22 protein-coding genes, 1 pseudogene and 1 riboswitch are annotated in these 16,242 nt (G+C 36.5%); of the genes and pseudogenes, 13 read left to right on the top strand and 10 right to left on the bottom strand.

Annotated elements, in window-relative coordinates; genetic code table 11:
• The first annotated feature begins 207 nt into the window (after positions 1-207).
• Together ACNQFZ_RS02295 and ACNQFZ_RS02290 are read left to right on the top strand one after the other, a co-directional pair.
• The gene (locus ACNQFZ_RS02295) at positions 208-408 is read left to right on the top strand and encodes a cold-shock protein (protein ID WP_458413748.1); all 201 of its coding nucleotides are present in this window, start codon (positions 208-210) and stop codon (positions 406-408) included.
• 342 nt (positions 409-750) lie between these two features.
• Positions 751-1,722 (top strand): NAD(P)H-dependent flavin oxidoreductase, encoded by a 972-nt coding sequence (locus ACNQFZ_RS02290; RefSeq protein ID WP_458413747.1) that lies wholly within the window; start codon positions 751-753, stop codon positions 1,720-1,722.
• Positions 1,723-1,818: 96 nt separating this feature from the next.
• On the opposite strand, the gene ACNQFZ_RS02285 is transcribed toward ACNQFZ_RS02290, so the two are convergent.
• Positions 1,819-2,229 carry a MerR family transcriptional regulator gene (locus ACNQFZ_RS02285; protein WP_458413746.1) on the bottom strand — a complete coding sequence of 137 codons (411 nt, stop codon included), beginning with the start codon at positions 2,227-2,229 and terminating at the stop codon, positions 1,819-1,821.
• Between the two features lie 132 nt (positions 2,230-2,361).
• Between ACNQFZ_RS02285 and ACNQFZ_RS02280 the strand changes: the two genes are divergently transcribed.
• The 3 genes and pseudogenes from ACNQFZ_RS02280 to ACNQFZ_RS02270 all read left to right on the top strand — a co-directional run bounded on the left by ACNQFZ_RS02280 (position 2,362) and on the right by ACNQFZ_RS02270 (position 4,578).
• Positions 2,362-3,402, top strand: a complete 1,041-nt coding sequence (locus ACNQFZ_RS02280; protein ID WP_458413745.1) for an NAD(P)-dependent alcohol dehydrogenase — start codon at positions 2,362-2,364, stop codon at positions 3,400-3,402.
• A 177-nt stretch (positions 3,403-3,579) separates the two neighbouring features.
• A pseudogene (locus ACNQFZ_RS02275) lies at positions 3,580-4,320 on the top strand (stalk domain-containing protein); the annotation flags it as partial.
• Positions 4,318-4,578: an excalibur calcium-binding domain-containing protein gene (locus tag ACNQFZ_RS02270; RefSeq protein ID WP_458415282.1), complete on the top strand. Its 261-nt coding sequence runs from the start codon at positions 4,318-4,320 to the stop codon at positions 4,576-4,578. The pseudogene ACNQFZ_RS02275 and the gene ACNQFZ_RS02270, both read left to right, overlap by 3 nt.
• A 49-nt stretch (positions 4,579-4,627) precedes the next feature.
• Here the strand turns inward: ACNQFZ_RS02270 and ACNQFZ_RS02265 are convergent, their stop codons facing one another.
• Positions 4,628-5,566: a hypothetical protein gene (locus ACNQFZ_RS02265; RefSeq protein ID WP_458413744.1), complete on the bottom strand. Its 939-nt coding sequence runs from the start codon at positions 5,564-5,566 to the stop codon at positions 4,628-4,630.
• 214 nt (positions 5,567-5,780) lie between these two features.
• Here ACNQFZ_RS02265 and dmpI point away from each other — a divergent pair, with 214 nt between their 5' ends.
• A complete protein-coding gene (gene dmpI / locus ACNQFZ_RS02260) occupies positions 5,781-5,981 on the top strand; it encodes a 4-oxalocrotonate tautomerase DmpI (protein WP_458413743.1) in 201 nt (66 codons plus the stop codon).
• Positions 5,982-6,099: 118 nt separating this feature from the next.
• Here the strand turns inward: dmpI and ACNQFZ_RS02255 are convergent, their stop codons facing one another.
• Positions 6,100-6,183 carry a YjcZ family sporulation protein gene (locus tag ACNQFZ_RS02255; RefSeq protein WP_458415281.1) on the bottom strand — a complete coding sequence of 28 codons (84 nt, stop codon included), beginning with the start codon at positions 6,181-6,183 and terminating at the stop codon, positions 6,100-6,102.
• A gap of 154 nt (positions 6,184-6,337) precedes the next feature.
• Positions 6,338-7,591, bottom strand: coding sequence for an extracellular catalytic domain type 1 short-chain-length polyhydroxyalkanoate depolymerase (locus ACNQFZ_RS02250; RefSeq protein WP_458413742.1), 1,254 nt, complete (start codon positions 7,589-7,591; stop codon positions 6,338-6,340).
• 216 nt (positions 7,592-7,807) lie between these two features.
• Here ACNQFZ_RS02250 and ACNQFZ_RS02245 point away from each other — a divergent pair, with 216 nt between their 5' ends.
• The 4 genes from ACNQFZ_RS02245 to ACNQFZ_RS02230 all read left to right on the top strand — a co-directional run bounded on the left by ACNQFZ_RS02245 (position 7,808) and on the right by ACNQFZ_RS02230 (position 10,058).
• Entirely contained in the window at positions 7,808-8,515 is a 708-nt protein-coding gene (locus ACNQFZ_RS02245; RefSeq protein ID WP_458413741.1) for a DNA alkylation repair protein, read from the top strand.
• A gap of 166 nt (positions 8,516-8,681) precedes the next feature.
• Positions 8,682-8,897 carry a hypothetical protein gene (locus ACNQFZ_RS02240; RefSeq protein WP_458413740.1) on the top strand — a complete coding sequence of 72 codons (216 nt, stop codon included), beginning with the start codon at positions 8,682-8,684 and terminating at the stop codon, positions 8,895-8,897.
• Positions 8,898-9,120: 223 nt separating this feature from the next.
• The gene (locus ACNQFZ_RS02235; RefSeq protein ID WP_458413739.1) at positions 9,121-9,648 is read left to right on the top strand and encodes a hypothetical protein; all 528 of its coding nucleotides are present in this window, start codon (positions 9,121-9,123) and stop codon (positions 9,646-9,648) included.
• Between the two features lie 266 nt (positions 9,649-9,914).
• Positions 9,915-10,058 (top strand): hypothetical protein, encoded by a 144-nt coding sequence (locus ACNQFZ_RS02230; protein WP_458413738.1) that lies wholly within the window; start codon positions 9,915-9,917, stop codon positions 10,056-10,058.
• A gap of 404 nt (positions 10,059-10,462) precedes the next feature.
• Here the strand turns inward: ACNQFZ_RS02230 and ACNQFZ_RS02225 are convergent, their stop codons facing one another.
• On the bottom strand, positions 10,463-10,888 hold the full coding sequence (locus tag ACNQFZ_RS02225) for an ACT domain-containing protein (RefSeq protein ID WP_458413737.1): 426 nt from the start codon (positions 10,886-10,888) through the stop codon (positions 10,463-10,465).
• Positions 10,889-10,993: 105 nt separating this feature from the next.
• Positions 10,994-11,099: riboswitch (SAM riboswitch) on the bottom strand.
• 293 nt (positions 11,100-11,392) lie between these two features.
• Here ACNQFZ_RS02225 and ACNQFZ_RS02220 point away from each other — a divergent pair.
• A complete protein-coding gene (locus ACNQFZ_RS02220) occupies positions 11,393-12,205 on the top strand; it encodes a lipid II flippase Amj family protein (protein ID WP_458413736.1) in 813 nt (270 codons plus the stop codon).
• 55 nt (positions 12,206-12,260) lie between these two features.
• Here ACNQFZ_RS02220 and ACNQFZ_RS02215 read toward each other — a convergent pair whose 3' ends face one another.
• The 5 genes from ACNQFZ_RS02215 to ACNQFZ_RS02195 all read right to left on the bottom strand — a co-directional run bounded on the left by ACNQFZ_RS02215 (position 12,261) and on the right by ACNQFZ_RS02195 (position 15,460).
• Positions 12,261-13,772: an SLC13 family permease gene (locus ACNQFZ_RS02215; RefSeq protein ID WP_458415280.1), complete on the bottom strand. Its 1,512-nt coding sequence runs from the start codon at positions 13,770-13,772 to the stop codon at positions 12,261-12,263.
• A gap of 250 nt (positions 13,773-14,022) precedes the next feature.
• On the bottom strand, positions 14,023-14,451 hold the full coding sequence (locus tag ACNQFZ_RS02210; protein ID WP_458413735.1) for a pyridoxamine 5'-phosphate oxidase family protein: 429 nt from the start codon (positions 14,449-14,451) through the stop codon (positions 14,023-14,025).
• Positions 14,414-14,587 carry a hypothetical protein gene (locus ACNQFZ_RS02205; RefSeq protein ID WP_458413734.1) on the bottom strand — a complete coding sequence of 58 codons (174 nt, stop codon included), beginning with the start codon at positions 14,585-14,587 and terminating at the stop codon, positions 14,414-14,416. Before ACNQFZ_RS02205 ends, ACNQFZ_RS02210 begins: the two co-directional genes overlap by 38 nt.
• Positions 14,588-14,609: 22 nt before the next feature.
• A complete protein-coding gene (locus ACNQFZ_RS02200) occupies positions 14,610-15,137 on the bottom strand; it encodes a hypothetical protein (RefSeq protein WP_458413733.1) in 528 nt (175 codons plus the stop codon).
• A gap of 53 nt (positions 15,138-15,190) precedes the next feature.
• Complete coding sequence (locus ACNQFZ_RS02195; protein ID WP_458415279.1) at positions 15,191-15,460, bottom strand: ATP-binding cassette domain-containing protein; 270 nt, start codon at positions 15,458-15,460, stop codon at positions 15,191-15,193.
• 163 nt (positions 15,461-15,623) lie between these two features.
• On the opposite strand from ACNQFZ_RS02195, the gene ACNQFZ_RS02190 reads away from it, so the two are divergent.
• Positions 15,624-15,908 (top strand): hypothetical protein, encoded by a 285-nt coding sequence (locus tag ACNQFZ_RS02190; protein ID WP_458413732.1) that lies wholly within the window; start codon positions 15,624-15,626, stop codon positions 15,906-15,908.
• 76 nt (positions 15,909-15,984) lie between these two features.
• Positions 15,985-16,236 carry a hypothetical protein gene (locus tag ACNQFZ_RS02185; RefSeq protein WP_458413731.1) on the top strand — a complete coding sequence of 84 codons (252 nt, stop codon included), beginning with the start codon at positions 15,985-15,987 and terminating at the stop codon, positions 16,234-16,236.
• The last annotated feature ends 6 nt before the right edge of the window (positions 16,237-16,242 follow it).

The raw sequence follows: 16,242 nt of genomic DNA, 5'->3' as shown, positions 1-16,242 counted from the left end.
ATAATGAAATGATGTACTTAAACCGGTATATTCGTTAAGGAACTACTGTAATGGCAAACTATTTGTTATTTCATGATATATATGGTATTCTAAGGTAGAATTATTTTTGTTCTAATTCAGATTGAGAATAGAATTTGATTTTCGTCTAAGTATTTGAGCAAGGATAGTAACACATTGTGCGGATTATCGCACTAGGAGGCAACAATTATGGAACAAGGTAAAGTTAAGTGGTTTAATGCAGAAAAAGGTTTTGGATTTATCGAGCGCGAAGCTGGAGAGGACGTATTCGTTCATTTCTCAGCAATTCAAGGCGACGGTTTCAAATCTTTAGACGAAGGTCAAAGTGTAACTTTTGAAATTGAACAAGGACAACGTGGTCCACAAGCTAAAAACGTTCAAAAAGCTTAATAATAGCTAAAAACAGATCCTATTTAAAGGGTCTGTTTTTTTATTCTTAAAATAGGCGGTCTCTGAAAGTCGGGTTGGAACTACGAATTGGTAGGGATGAGTAAATAAATTTTTAGTAGAGAAGCGGTTCTTCGTTTTAGGAAGAGCCGTTTTTGCATTATTTGAAGTAGTAAACTTAAAACAAAAATAAAATGGTATAGGAATTCATGAGTAAAAAGAGAATTTTAAATGTAATTTTTCTGAAAATTGAACATAGGGTTTTATTGTATGGAATTAAATATGGTACTTTATTTTTGGCGGAACTTTTTTAATGAATTTGATCATGAAATGAGGGGGAGGACTATGAAAACAAGAGTAACAGAGATTCTTGGTATTAAATATCCGATTGTTCAAGGTGGACTTGCTTATCTGGCATATGCTGAACTTGCTGCTGCGGTTTCAAATGCTGGAGGGCTCGGACAAATTACAGCAGCAACTCTACGTTCGCCGGAAAAGCTTCGAGAAGAAATTATGAAAGTTCGTACACTTACTGATAAACCATTCGCAGTAAACTTTGCGATTGCCCAACATGATGGGAACTATAAGGACTTGCTTGAAGTTGCCATTGAGGAAAAGGTACCGGCAATTTCGATTACTGGTGCAAACCCGCAACCTGTGTTCGAACGAATTAAAGGAGAAAATATTAAAACATTAGTTCTTGTAGCGGGTGTAAGACAGGCTCAAAAAGCGGAACAGCTTGGTGCTGATATCGTAATGGCGGTTGGACAAGAAGGTGGTGGGCATTTAGGACGTGATGATATAGGCACAATGGTTCTTACTCCTCGTGTTGTCGATGCTGTATCAATTCCAGTATTAGCAAGTGGTGGGATAGGAGATGGACGAGGCTTATTAGCAGCATTGGCTCTAGGTGCAGAAGGAATTGAAATGGGTACTCGCTTTATTGCTACACAAGAATGCGTACATGCCAACGTGAAATACAAGGAAGCAATCCTTCAGGCAAAAGAAACCGACACTGTAATCATAAAGCGAACATTAAGGGCTCCGGGTCGAGTTCTGAAATCTGAATTTACTTTAGATATAATCGAACGTGAAAAAGAAGGAGCAACCTACGAAGAACTCAAAGATGCTATTAGCGGAAAAGCTAATTGCAAGTATATCTATGCCGGAAATGAAGATGAAGGTTTTGGGTGGGCTGGACAGGTAATTGGTCTTATTAACGATATTCCAACAGTTCAGGAGTTATTTGATGAGATGATTGGTACTGCGGAAAAAGGCTTGGATCGTATAGGGTGTTTAATTGGAGAACATGCATAAAGATAAAATTAGTAGATGTTGTGGTGACCGTAAATAATAAAAATAGAGCCACCTGTTCCTTTCAAATTTTCAGTTATGAAGGACAGATGGCTCTGTTCAATAAAAATTTCCTGTTTTATTATTTTTATGAATATCTTCCGTTCCAGCATCCAACGCAGTCTTGTAATATAAGCATTTATGCTCAATTACTTCCATTGTTTTCATTAATTCTTCCATCTGTGCAACTACATGAGCTTTTCGATCTACAAACATGTCGTATCTTTGTTGCAAGGTAGAATCTCCTTCAGAACACCAATCAATGAAAGTTTTAATTTCCTTAATAGTCATACCTGTGGATTTCAGACATTCAATTACTTTTAAAGCGGCGATATCGGATTCTTTAAACAATCGTGTTCCGCTGGCTGTCCGCTCTACAAAAGGCATAAGTCCCTCCTTGTCGTAGTATCGCAAGGTATATACTGTAAGATTCAATTCTTTTGCAACTTCGCTAATAGAATATGTCTTCATCACTTATCTCCTGTTCTTAGTAATATAGACTTCGAGTTAACCGTATAAACTTATCTCTTGACCTAGAGTTAACTATAAGGATTAATATAGTTTTGCAAGAGAAAAAAATTTAAATTATTGGAGGCTTTATTAATGATAACTGCTAAAGCACGAGCTGTCGATGGTCCAGACAAACCCTTTCGAGAAGCTGAAATTAAACGACGCGATCTTGATTCTCATGATGTTCTAATTGAGATTAAATATGCAGGCATATGCCATTCTGACATTCATACAGCTCACGGTGAATGGGGTCCCGTGAACTATCCACTCGTACCGGGACACGAGATTGCGGGCATCGTCACGGATGTTGGAACAAAGGTTACAAAATACAAGGTAGGTGACCGTGTAGGGGTCGGATGTATGGTTGATTCCTGTGGCGAATGTGAAAACTGCCGTAAAGGAGAAGAACAATACTGTCTCAAAGGAAATGTCCCTACATACGCTGGTGTTGACAAATACGGCGAGCCTACTCAAGGTGGCTATTCTACCCACATTGTCGTAACTGAGGATTTTGTAGTAAGAATACCTGATGGCATTGAGCTTGACGTTGCAGCACCATTACTTTGCGCTGGTATTACTACCTATTCACCACTAAACCATTGGGGAGCTGGCCTAGGTAAGAAGGTAGCTGTGGTTGGTATGGGCGGTCTTGGTCATATGGCTGTCCAAATTGCACATGCGATGGGTGCTGAGGTAACCGTTCTTTCACAAACATTGAATAAGAAGGAAGATGGCCTGAAATTAGGCGCAGACAACTACTATGCTACACGTGACCCAGAAACATTCGAGAAACTAGCAGGAACCTTTGACTTAATTATTAACACGGTAAGTGCAAAGATTGACTTGAATGCTTACTTGGGGTTACTTACTCTTGACGGCGCTCTGGTAAACGTAGGTGCGCCGGCAGAACCATTGTCACTAAATGTGTTTTCTCTCATCGGTCATCGCCGTTCATTTGCAGGTTCAATGATTGGAGGTATCCGTGAGACTCAGGAGATGTTGGATTTCTGTGCAAAACATAACATTGTCCCTATGATTGAAGTCATTTCAGCCGACCAAATTGACGAAGCTTATGAGCGTGTCTTAGCTTCAAATGTCAAGTATCGATTCGTAATCGATATAAGTACTATGTGATTGGCGTAAGCTATAAGTCTGAATACTTTTATGGATGTCCCAAGAACCAGTATTGGGACATCTTTTTTCTCTCTTTCCAGTACTTTCCTTATTAATGAACAAAGGGATTTTTAGGGAATTATATTCCTATTAAAGACCACAATAATAGGAAATAACTGATATGGAGGGAAATTGAAAATGAAAGTAATAGTCTCTATATTGATGGCATTGGTACTTATACTTCCAATTATGCCATCTGCTAGTTCAGACATTACAGTGTATATAAATGGTCAAACTCAATCTTTTCCGCAGCCGCCAATTATCAAAAATGGGACAACCCTTGTGCCGTTAAGAGGTATATTTGAAAAATTGGGAGCTACCGTAGAATGGAATGGTAAAACCCGAACAGTAAAAGCGGTCAAACAATCCACAACCGTTATTTTAAAAATCGGCTCAACCAGACCAACTGTTAATGGTAAGGTAAAGTCAATTAGCGTACCTTCTCAAATCATAAAGAATTCTACGATGGTTCCAGTGCGCTTCATTAGTGAAGCACTTGGGGCAAATGTAGTGTGGAATGGCACTAATAGAACAATTACAATCATTGGTAACTCTGTAGCTTATGACATTGTTTTAAATTTCCCAGCAGACCGATATCCACAAACGGCTGCACACATCAAGGCTGCAATTTCTAGAGGAAAGTCATCCATTTGTACAATAGATAGGAATGGAGCGGACGAAAACAGAGAAGAATCGCTTGCTGGTATACCAACAAAAGGTGGCTATGATCGTGATGAATGGCCAATGGCGATGTGTTCTGAAGGTGGAAAAGGAGCAGATGTTGCTTATGTAGAATCGGGTGATAACAGAGGCTCTGGTTCTTGGATTGGAAACCAACTGGATCGATATCCAAACGGTACAAGAGTTTTATTTGTTTTGGCAGGTAACGTAAATGCCGGGTCCCAGCCAGCAATACCTCAACAATTACCGACTACACCAACACCTTCTAAGCAAAGCCCACAGGCAGTCCCAAGATATACTGGACCCTATGATCCATTTGGTGTAGACCGAAATTGTTCAGACTTTACATCACAGTCTGATGCGCAAGCATTTTTCATTGTAGCAGGTGGACCTACAAAAGATCCCCATCGCCTGGATGGGGATGGAAATGGGATTGTTTGTGAATCATTGAAATGAAATAAATGGGGGAAAACCTTGATAAGGAGGTTTTCCCCCATTTGTGATATTATTCTGGGAAATCGGTTAGATCTTTTCTAAATGCATCCACCTCATCGGTTAATGTATCATTATTTTTTGTCAAAACCTCTAGGAAGTTGTTCAGCATTCCTGTATAGTCGCTATCTTTTCCTTTGCTAACGGCATCTATAAAAACATCCTTAGCCTCAGGATCAATTTTTTTAGTATCGTAGCTAAACAACGGTGTATTATTTAGTCCAAAGAAAGTAAACATCTTATACTTATTATAAAGCTCGGTCATTTCATTCAATCTTTCAGAGTTTTGATATTTCTTCAAAAACGCTTCTTGAGCTAGTGCCCTTTTGACAATCTCATCCCAGCTTATCATTAATGCGCCGTCTTTGGCAGGTACTTGCGCTGATTCGGTAGCCATAATATTGATATAATCCTGTATTTCCTCAGTTCCTTTTGAACTGTATGTTTTGAAAAACTGATAATCTATAATTGGGAAATAATAACCCTCTGCTGTTTCAATCTTATAACCACTGTTTTTGGCTTCTTCAAGTAAAGTCTTTATGTCAGCATCAGCAATGTTGTCTACTTTACTTGTATCAACAACCCCTTTAAATAAATCCCTGAATTTTACCTGTAGGTCTTCATTGCTAGTAAACTTCTGTTCAAATGTTGGTAAATAATTTATTTGTAAACCCTCTAAAGCTAAAATCATGGCAGAAACGTTTTGTGGTGACACCTTAGATTCGTTGTCATCCATAAATTGTATAACCTCACTGATTTCTGGGCTCTTAGCCATTAAATTGCTAAAGTCACTCATCACCTTTTCTTCACTTGCCTGTTGATTCTTCTCTGGTTGAACAATCTCCACTTTTTCACCATTATTATTTTCACCTTTTGATTGATTCCCCAAAGAACAACCTGCTGAAAAAAGTAACACTGAAGCAATCATAGAGGCCGTTAATGTTTTTTGCATCTTATCATCTCCTTCTTATTGTTAAGACGTTCCTTTCAACAAAAAAGTTACAAAAATAATCGAAAGTAAAAATACCCAAAAATAAAGTATTAATATACAATAATTACTCAAATTTTGTGTCTAATCTGTTAATTAATAGAGTTTTAAAAGGGATTATGCCTATTACATTTGAAATGTATAACTATTAACAAATTTCAATGGGGGATGGAGAAATATGCCGTTTATAAAATTTGAATCAGGGAAACTAACGGATACTCAGAAAAAAGAGCTAATATTGAAATTAACCCAAACTGCATCAGAAATTACAAACATTCCAAAGGAATTTTTCATGGTCGTAATCAATGAACATGATGACAAAAACTTTGGTATTGGCGGACAAGGTATTGACGAAGTTAAAAAGAATTATAAAGCATAGTCTGTTTCAAGTTATAATAGTTAAACTAAAGGTATACAAATGAAAAGGAAGCACTTTACGCTAAGTGCTTCCTGGGATGTAAAGAGAGTGGATGGTGTTGATTCATTTTACAGAAGTTTTAATAACCTCCTCTAACAAAAGCTGTACCAACAATGATCAATAAAATGAAAAGCACTACGATTAAAGCAAAGCTGTTACCCATTCCACCACCATAATATTGACAACACATAAAATCACCACCTTTCATAGAAGGTAATTACATTCTATGAAAAGACAGACATGTCCGAAATGGACAAGTATGGAGAATATCGTAGACAAAAAAATCAACTTTTTAGAATATAAATTCTGAACTTTCATTAAAGAAACGTATCCTTGGAACCTGTATCTTGTTTGTTTTTTCTTTTAAACCTTATAAATTTTGAAAAGAATATGCTAAAAAAGTTCTTTCTTGGTTTTTCGCTTGATAATCCATCCTTCGGTTTGGATGCTAATTCAATCGACGTTTTGACTGATTCTACTATGGGTAATTCCGCTTCTACTATGGTTGTTGTTGGGATGGATGGATGAACTGGTGATGGTATATGTTCATTGCTTTGCAGTTGAATAGGTGTATCGGTTGTTGATTCGACTGGTAACGAGATTGTTTTTTTGATTGTAGCCTCAATCAGTTTTTCTTCCTGATGTTGTTTACTTAAAAAATTCCATATAATTTCTGTTGCATTTGGGCCCTTGGGGTCAGTGTAAGAACCGTTCGGGCTTCCACCAGACCAAGTATGACCCATGTCACCAATCATCCAAAGTTCCAATAATGAATCGCCCTCGCCATCGTTATAAATATGCTGGGTAAAGCTTTTTCCATTAATGATATCTGAATTGACAACGGCAGGGGACACATCAGCATTGCCTTTTCCACCTTCAACGAGAAAATTGGTTTGCGCCCACTGGGTAATCACTTGTTGGCCGTTTATAGGGTTGACCGTTGTATCACTGGTCCCATGGAAAACAATCACCCGCATTTTTTTCCTATACTCTCCCATCTCTTGAAATGCATTGTTTCCACATTCATATGGGTCTAGCACACCTTTCTCCATCCTTAGTTTAGCTTCCTTAGCCATGGGGTCGGTTAGAAAAAATACATTGGCAGCGTCATAGGCAAGCCCCGAATAAATTCCGATACTGCTAAAGACATCTGGATAGGTAACCCCAAGAATACAAGCCAGTGAGCCTCCTGCCGAGAAACCTACAGCGTAGACTTTCTCTGAATCAACTCTGTATTTACTTTTCACATCATTAATCATCTCATAAATTAATTTAGGATGTCCCTCCCCGCGGTGTTGATTTTTATCTAAAAACCAGTTCCAGCATCCAAAGGGATTATATCCGGATGGATCTGAAGGATTAAACGGATGGTTCATATCAGGATAGAGGACAAGGAACTTTTCCTTTTCAGCAAGTATGTTTATATTCGTGCCAGCAGCAAAATCATCCGGATTTTGTCCACATCCATGAAGCATTACCAACAACGGAAACTCTTTTGCTGAATGATCTTCACCAGAAACGTATAACTTGTATTTAAAGTCTAAATATCGAAAATTGAGAAATTCGCCCAAAACACATAACCTCCGTTTTTAAGCTCCATTTTCTTATCTTATTCCAGTGTTGTCACAACATAACAATTTTATCCAAAATAGTATTCTAGAGAGTAAATGGTAATATGATTAAAGGATTTATTGTCAAAAGTGGCGAAAAGAAAACTGTTTATGAATATAAACTAGTTGGTGATAATTTTAGGGGTAGTAATATATTATTGGAGGAAGTGCAAAACTATGGATTTTGAAAAAGTTATGCAGGAACTAGAAGCCCTCGGTAAGGAAAGAACTAAAAAAATATACATTTCCAATGGTGCACATGAGCCACTTTTTGGTGTGGCTACAGGTGCTATGAAACCAATCGCAAAGAAAATAAAAATAAATCAGTGTTTGGCTGAAGAACTTTATGATACAGGTAACTACGATGCAATGTACTTTGCAGGCATTATTGCTGACCCAAAAGCTATGTCTGAATCGGATTTTGATCGTTGGATGGATGGAGCGTATTTTTATATGCTGTCAGATTACGTGGTGGCAGTAACTTTATCTGAGTCTGATATTGCACAGGATGTTGCAGATCAATGGATTGCTAGTGGAGATGAGCTAAGAATGTCAGGGGGTTGGAGCTGCTATTGCTGGCTTTTAGGGAATCGTCAAGACAATGAATTTTCCGAAAGTAAGATTTCCAAAATGCTTGATATGGTGAAAAATACGATTCATGATTCGCCAGAACGAACGAAATCCGCTATGAATAATTTTCTTTACACCGTTGGGATTTCATATTTGCCGCTACATGAGAAGGCAGTCGAGACTGCAAAGGAAGTAGGGACAGTGGAAGTCAAGAGGGACAGGAAAAAAAGCAGTTTTCTAAATGCTTACGAAAGTATTCAAAAAGAAATTGATAAAGGCAGGCTTGGTTTCAAACGTAAATATGTTAGATGTTAAACATTAGTTTCCCTTAGATAAAGGGTTATTTCAATTATATAAGAATGGGTTTACTTAAAGGAGACATTCTCTTCAAATCAATAATTTCTTTGATAATTAGTTTAATTGGGGCATATCTACTCCAGAAAGTTATTAGCAAAATTAAAATGGTCCTAATTCAGAGTACATGTCAGTTTGGGCTGACAAGGACCAAGCCATCAATAATTTAGCTCAATCTACATTTCATTATACGAACTACTTCAAGGATGAAATCGTTCAATCTGGATTAACTGAAGACTTCTCAAAGCTTAAAGATATAGCCGAAAAGGTTTCATATAAACAAAATGGTAGCGTAGAAAAGTTCCAACAAAAACTTGAAGAAATTAACTCCAAACTTAAATAAGGGGGAGTTAGCATCGGTCACCATAATATTCCAAAGTAAATCACTTCAAATCTTTGTCAGTTAATTGAGCAATTCTTTAAAGACAATTACATTACAAAATGGAGATAGTAAAAAATCTATGTTCCTTATATGGATATCTATATCCATAAAGAGATAGGCAGCAAACCAGATGACACTGACTTGGTATTTTTTGCAAAAGTGAATAAGGAGAGAGGAAGTATGCATGACATTTAGAATAATTTTAGCGATTAATTTTTCATTAATCCTAGTAGGATGTTCTAATGCCTTTCAAAATGTATCGTCATATCCAGATTCTTCATTAAATCAAAATCAACAAACATCAGAAAAAAGGAAATATACCAAAGAGGAAGCCATTGCGACGTTCAAGTTGAATAAAGATTTTAGTAACTATGAAATCTCAGATTATGTATTAGTGAATGATGATAAAATACCAATGCTAAAGGCAGTTATTTCTTTTTACGATAAAAAGAAAAAAAATAGTTGCAATCTGGCTTTTATTTACGCAAATACGAGTCAAGTAATATGCTTTGCCGAAAATGAAATAGATAGTGTGAAAACTTACGAAATTGCTGATAATAGCAAGTTAACCTATGTAGGGGATGGAACGGTAACAACAACTATTCGTAAAATAGAAACTAATGAATTAATAGAATATAAAATTAATTTTTCACTTGAAGAATCCACCTCAACAACTATTTTTAAGGTTGAAGCAGAGAAACCGATAAAATGAGTATTATGGCTAATTATTTTATTCTGATTAAATTGGTAAAAAATGGTTGAACTTAACGGAAGAATGTAATAAAATGGATGAAAACTCAATATATAATAAACGCATAGATTGGGAGTATTAAGGAACGGATCACACCGTAATAGGTTTTTAAGTAGATTTGTTTGCTAAATATACAAATCAAGAAGAGTGGTACCACGTAAGTAAAGCCTATCGTCTCTATGAGGTGATGGGCTTTTTATTATTTTAAATCGAAAGAAGGGCTAACAATGGCAATAACAAACTGGCAAAGACAAGATGTCACAGAACATTATTTGGAAAAAGTTCGTGGCGGAATACCTTTTGGTGCTGAGCAAGTAATTTTTACTCAGATCTTATCCAGACAGCACAGCCTTATTATTAGATCATTCTGAACCGATAATTGAAGAAGCACGTGACTATATCATAATAAATGGGATAGAGAAGAAATAGCTAAAGAATATTACAGTCGCTCCGATCAAGCAGATAATATTCTGGAAAGAGTAGATATTCAAGTTAAATGGCTTAGAGAACTTGGATTTAAACATTCTGATTTTTATTTTAAGTGGATGGAACTAGCTGTTTTTGGCGGAGTAAAATGAAAAAATTAGGGATAATAAGCGAAAGTGAGTGGATGACAGTGCACAAAAAGAAATATTTTACTCTGATGCTGCCCACGTTAATAGTCGGGATATTTTTAATATATTATCTTCCGGCGGGTCAGAGGCCATAATGGGGATAAAAGACCCTTGGGATATAGAAATGCCAAGAGTCTTCCCTTGATAATGGTCGTTTTATTTCAAACCGACACACTAGTAAAAAATTCGTTTTGTATTGCTTCAACAGCACTTTTTTCATCATGGGTCTTTACACCAAGTAGTAAACTTATCTGAGACGATCCTTGATTCATATGTATCATTTCAATATTAATTCTTTTTTCTGCAAGAACCCTCGCTGCTCTGGCAATGCTGTTGACATTGTGATGCATTTTTTCTCCGATTAGCAAAATGAGAGAGAGCTCATCTTTAATAGTCACCTTTTCACTTTCTAGTATCTGATTTATTTGATTTTCATGTAAAATAAGATTTGTATGATCAACTCCCGAAATATGACTATAAAGTTGAAAATCTTCAAGGTTCTGACGCTTTCTTTCAAACCCACCTTCTTGATTCACATTATACTTGCTGACATATATACTATAGAAATTAAAGTTTACATCTTTCATCTCATCATCCCCTAATAATCATTCACCATTTATATTTACTCGCTTATAAACACAAAAAACCTCTTCTACAGAAAGTAAGAAGAGGTTATACCTATTTCATTCCTCCCCTTATCTTTCAGAAACAATTCTGCAGAAATTAGCACCTTTTCAAGTAATACTTGAAGGTTGCCGGGCTTCATAGGGTCTGTCCCTCCGCCACTCTGGATAAGAGTTTTTTTAATATTAGCACTTTAATTATTTATAAAAATATACCAGAAAAATATTTCCTCGTCAATCCTTAAACTAGTATATTGGAAGAAGATCATTTGAAAATTTTGCTATGACATTATTATTTGTTTCATTAAAAATTGATTAAAATATTAGGTTTTTTAAAAAAAGGTGCTAGATTATAAAGGAAATGAACGTTAATTAAAATTATAAAATACAAACCACCAAATGGGATTATATGGTAAAATTTCTGGTGGAGAGTGAAAAAAACAATAGGAGTAACTTTTTGGAGGGTATATGCTTATTACAAGTAAAGTAATTGTAATTTCTTTGTTCTTACTAGTCATAACCATGATTGAGACTTTAGCTTATTCGACGAGGATTTCGGGAGCAAGGGTAAAGTTAATAGCAACCGCCTTATCATTGTTTAGCACATTAGTTATTGTTTCAAGATTCTCAACAATGTTTCAACAACCCTTGACGGCCAAACTTATAGCAGATGCACCAGCTTTTGACAGGTTGAACTTCATAGAGGACCAATATAGAATTTTAATTGGGGTAACATCTCTTGGCGTATTACTTGGAATCCTACTATTTCCGACCTTTATCACTATTTTTTCAAGAGCGATCATTCAATTATCCAATGAAAGAGGTTCAGTGGTTTCAACCTTTTTAAAGCAATTGAATATGAATGGCTTTAAAAAAATACTTTTGTGTTTCAGAGTACCTAAAATGACATACTTAAAAGGTATAACATTGAAGACAATACCGAAAAGGTTATTTGTAATTAACGTCATTGTATCTGCTGTTTATACAATTGGCGTTTTATCCTCTTTATATGCCTCCATGTTGGTTCCAGAAAATTATGCACAGGCGGCATTAATGTCATCTGGAATTATTAATGGTGTGGCAACAATCTTATTAACGTTATTCATAGACCCTAAAGCGTCTGTTTTGGCAGATAGGGTAATGAAAAAGCAATGTGATTATGTTTTTTTGAAAAGTTACTCCATAACAATGATTAGTTCAAAATTATTTGGAACGATATTGGCTCAGGTTTTATTTATTCCAGCTGCCTATTATGTAGCTTGGTTTGCTAAATTGATTTAACTTTTACTAAAAAAGGCCTCCATTGCTCTCGCAACAAGGCCTTTTTCGTGTTCCACTATAGCAATCCAACCCATTTCCAATAGGTTGCAGTAAAGAGTAAAATCAATAACAAACCAATCACTGTCAATGGAACACCTGATTTCAAGAAGTCTTTTGTAGTAAAGGCACCGGTACCATAGGCAAGCATATTTTGTGGTGCGTTTACTGGTAATAGGAAGCCAAAGCTTACAACAAATTGTTGAATCAATACGATACCGATCATGGTTGCTACTGAGTAGCCGTGTAATCCTTGTCCAAGTGAAATGACCACTGGGATAAAAGCGGATGCTAAGCTTGTTGCACTGGCAAATCCAAGGTGGATTAGGATGTTGAATATAGCAACAGCTGCGATGATGCCAAAGATAGATAATGTAGAGATGCCGATGCTACTGAACATGGTTGCGGCCATCCAGTTTGCTGCTTGTGTTTTAAGAAGCACTGTTCCTAAAGAGATACCGGCAGCAAATAGGATAATGGTTCCCCAAGGAATGTTTGATTCTGCTTCCTTCCAACTGAACACCCCAATTTTAGGGGTAAGCATGATGGCAACAGCTAAGAGTGTAGAAGTTGTGGTGTCGATATCATGGAGTGTACCTTCTGTTGCCCACATAAAAAGTAAGATTACAGAGATAATTGTTAATCTGATTTGAGGCTTTGTCATCGGACCTAATTCGTTTAATTGTTTTCTTACCATCTCATTTCCGTTCGGAATGCTATCCATTTCTGGTGGTATAACTTTCAACATGACAAAGTAAAGAAGAACGGACATAAGGATGGACCATGGTGCAGCGTAGAGGAACCATTGCCCCCAAGTTACACTTTTACCAAAGGCTTCTTCAATAAACCCAATGGCCACCATGTTTTGTGCAGCCGCTGTCTTGATTCCAATATTCCAAATGGAACCAATTTGAGCTGAAGTGATTATTAATAGAGCAGCCAAACGACTGTTTTTTTCCAAACCGAAAGCGGCTACCATCCCTAGAATAATAGGGACGATGGCACCGACCCGAGCAGTTGTACTAGGGACAAAAAAGGCTAGGACAACTCCAACAAGAATGGAACCGATTAGAATACTCTTCGTTTTAGAGCCTACCTTTGACAAAATGGTGAGCGCAATTCGCCGATCCAACTTAGTTGCCTGCATAGCGGCTGCTAAAAACAACGCAGCTGCTACTAGAATGGCAGCGGAATTGCTAAATCCAGAGAGTGATAGGGTTAAGGCGTTTTTAGTACCCATTAACTGTGTAGGGTCTTCCAAACTTGGCCCAAAACCTAAAAGTAAAGTCATTAAAACAGTAATAAGTGCTGCACTCACTGGGTAAGAAACGGCTTCAGTTACCCACAAGACAACTGCAAAAGCTAGGACAGCCAAGGTACGATGTCCTGCAACTGATAATCCTGCTGGAGTTGGCAACAACAAAATGATGATGAGGGAAAGGACAGCTACAACTAGGGCAATGGTTTTCATTTTCAGTTTTTTCTTTTCGTCTTTCACGCCTCCTGTGGTCTCCGACTTTTTCGAATTCATACTATGAAAGCTCCTAAATCTGGCTGCGATGGTAGACATACAGCATCACTCCTTCTTTTAATGGGCTAACAAAAGTACCTAGTGAATTCTCGGAATCACGTTGCTACTGAAACATGCCTCCTGATGTTCCGTCCCGTTCTGACGGTTTGATCTCAATGATTCCTTACTTAAATCGTAATCCTTTTTTACTAAAAAATGTATAGCGATATAGTGAAAATTTGGTGGAAATTTTGTGAAAAAAGAATGTTTTTTAACGATTAGTCTTTTTCAAATCATGTACTTGTTTTCTACCTTTAAAAAATAATTCTTCCTCTGTCGCTGTATCTTCTTTTGCAGTGATTTGGTCAGGCTCAAGGCAGTAGACCATGGTTCTGCTACCCATTGATGAGCGATAGGAATCTACATATTTTTGTGAAAGTTCACGTTCAAAATAACCAGGAACAAACTTGTCTAACATCGCTTGTAAGGCGGCTGTTACTTCATCAATGTTATCGATAAGTTTTAACTTCCCGAAAATCATAACGCTCGTGTAAGCTGTACCGATTTCTGCTGGCCACGGATTTGCTATTGTTCCTTTGTCCTCGGATACGGTAAAGCAAACCCGGTTGCTTAATTGAATGGCATCAGTTTTACGACCTTGTTCACTTCCATGGTAATATTTTTTTGTCTTTCCATACAAAGTTCAAAGGGACAACATAGGTGCCTTCTTCATCCTGTAAGCCTAAATATCCAACCTTTGCTGAAGAAAGCAAGTTATTTATTTTGTTTTCATCTTTTACTTCTTTTAAAATTCTACGCATCGCTTTATAGCTCATCTTTATCACTTCTTTCCTGAAATTATCGTTCAAATTTTAAAAATAACATACTAACAATAGCGAAACCCGCAACAGCATAAACCATGATCCAAGAAAAACTGATCCAAAAGCTAGTGCCTAATAAAATATCATCCCCGGTAGATAAGTCTGAAATCACACTAGTAACAGGTGGCAATATTACAAATAACCATTTCAAATAAGGCATGGATTCTACGATAGATTCATAGCCGATAGATAAAACAATTACAAGTGCCGCCAAAAGCCAAGCATTTCGAGTGCCTGAAATATAAGTAGAAGAAAAAAATGCACCTAAGATGGCTCCAAGGATTCCCAGTACGATATGGCTATAAAGGGATAGGAAATGGTGCAGTAATTGTACTTCGCCCCGAAAGCTATCCGTTACAATAGGATATAGGTGGGAAAACAAGGTTAACCCTATGATAAAAATGAAACAAACGATGAATTTTCCAGAAAAATATCTCCGTTTTCCACCTAAATTCACATATAATATATGTTTTTCACTTTCATCCTCTAATGAAAAAACATTCATTCCTATCCAAGCCATCATGATGTATAAAGCAAGACTAGTAGTAGCGTAGCTGCTTAAAATCGAAATATTTTTATAAGCATAAGTGTTAAATACTCCTTCATTTTAAAACGAAGATGACTTGGGAAATGTTCAGGTACATAAGCAATTCTTTGGCTTCCTCTTATTATTATCCCACTCGTAGGTTCATAGATTCCGGCGATTAGCTTCAACAAACTGCTTTTTCCAGACCCATTATGACCAATAATCGCTGTATGTTGTCCTTTCTTGATTTCAAGATTGATGTTTTGTAGGAGAGGGGTACCCCCCCACTTTTTTATAAACATCATTTGCGTGAAATAAAAGACTGTTATTTAACATAGTTAAAATATATCTATTCTAAAATTATTTGAAATTCAATATTAACTATACCAAAAACTGGTAATATGGAAAATAGAAATGGTGATTTTATAATGAAGGTTTTGTTTCATAAGAGAGGAGTGCAAGGAATTGTCGCGAGAGTTAGAAGGATATTTTTATTTTGGAGTCATGGGTTTGGTGATTGTAGCTGTTATAATATTCACAGTGCTAAGAATGAAAAAAACAGGTAATTTCGGTAAAACGTGGACACAGTCCATTGTTTTAAGCTTTTTATTGTTTTTCCTTACTTCAATTTGGTGGTTTTTCGTGATCAATGATGGTTTTAGTCAGGTGGTTGGTGTATGGATTTATGGTGCAGCTTTTATTGTAAATAGCCTAGTGAACGCTGTCATTTTATTTTTCATGAAGTATTAAAAATTGATCAAAATAATAGTAATATTTGCTAATTTTTAATATCAAATTTTTATGAAAAAATGAAAGGGTGTGATTCATGAAAACGAAGTTGAGAAGTTTGGGGTTACTGGCAGGGATGTTATTGCTAGGGAATACGATTGTGATTGCAGATGAAATGCCTGTAAATATAGAAAATTTCCCTTCACAATTTGAACATATATTATTCATAGATTCGACACACTGCTCCTATTTAAAAGTTATTTACGCATGCTACAATGTAAATGTAGTAAGAAACAAAAACACCATTGAAACAGTTAAAACCTTAACAATATTGTTAGTAATGCTGTAGAGCAAG

Source organism: Schinkia acidoalkalinis, from assembly GCF_054301215.1.
This window is presented reverse-complemented; position numbering and strand designations above follow the sequence as displayed.

Bases quoted from the DNA above. Each gene is read 5' to 3' on its own strand.
- ACNQFZ_RS02225 (WP_458413737.1), bottom strand. From the start codon at position 10,888: ATGAAAGATGTAAACTTTAATTTCTATAGTATATATGTCAGCAAGTAT.
- ACNQFZ_RS02255 (WP_458415281.1), bottom strand. From the start codon at position 6,183: ATGGGTAACAGCTTTGCTTTAATCGTAGTGCTTTTCATTTTATTGATC.
- ACNQFZ_RS02185 (WP_458413731.1), top strand. From the start codon at position 15,985: ATGAAAACGAAGTTGAGAAGTTTGGGGTTACTGGCAGGGATGTTATTG.
- ACNQFZ_RS02200 (WP_458413733.1), bottom strand. From the start codon at position 15,137: ATGAATGTTTTTTCATTAGAGGATGAAAGTGAAAAACATATATTATAT.
- ACNQFZ_RS02230 (WP_458413738.1), top strand. From the start codon at position 9,915: ATGGCAATAACAAACTGGCAAAGACAAGATGTCACAGAACATTATTTG.
- ACNQFZ_RS02280 (WP_458413745.1), top strand. From the start codon at position 2,362: ATGATAACTGCTAAAGCACGAGCTGTCGATGGTCCAGACAAACCCTTT.
- dmpI (WP_458413743.1), top strand. From the start codon at position 5,781: ATGCCGTTTATAAAATTTGAATCAGGGAAACTAACGGATACTCAGAAA.
- ACNQFZ_RS02215 (WP_458415280.1), bottom strand. From the start codon at position 13,772: ATGAATTCGAAAAAGTCGGAGACCACAGGAGGCGTGAAAGACGAAAAG.
- ACNQFZ_RS02245 (WP_458413741.1), top strand. From the start codon at position 7,808: ATGGATTTTGAAAAAGTTATGCAGGAACTAGAAGCCCTCGGTAAGGAA.
- ACNQFZ_RS02195 (WP_458415279.1), bottom strand. From the start codon at position 15,460: ATGTTTATAAAAAAGTGGGGGGGTACCCCTCTCCTACAAAACATCAAT.
- ACNQFZ_RS02240 (WP_458413740.1), top strand. From the start codon at position 8,682: ATGTCAGTTTGGGCTGACAAGGACCAAGCCATCAATAATTTAGCTCAA.
- ACNQFZ_RS02265 (WP_458413744.1), bottom strand. From the start codon at position 5,566: ATGCAAAAAACATTAACGGCCTCTATGATTGCTTCAGTGTTACTTTTT.
- ACNQFZ_RS02285 (WP_458413746.1), bottom strand. From the start codon at position 2,229: ATGAAGACATATTCTATTAGCGAAGTTGCAAAAGAATTGAATCTTACA.
- ACNQFZ_RS02205 (WP_458413734.1), bottom strand. From the start codon at position 14,587: ATGAGCTATAAAGCGATGCGTAGAATTTTAAAAGAAGTAAAAGATGAA.
- ACNQFZ_RS02220 (WP_458413736.1), top strand. From the start codon at position 11,393: ATGCTTATTACAAGTAAAGTAATTGTAATTTCTTTGTTCTTACTAGTC.
- ACNQFZ_RS02295 (WP_458413748.1), top strand. From the start codon at position 208: ATGGAACAAGGTAAAGTTAAGTGGTTTAATGCAGAAAAAGGTTTTGGA.
- ACNQFZ_RS02235 (WP_458413739.1), top strand. From the start codon at position 9,121: ATGACATTTAGAATAATTTTAGCGATTAATTTTTCATTAATCCTAGTA.
- ACNQFZ_RS02290 (WP_458413747.1), top strand. From the start codon at position 751: ATGAAAACAAGAGTAACAGAGATTCTTGGTATTAAATATCCGATTGTT.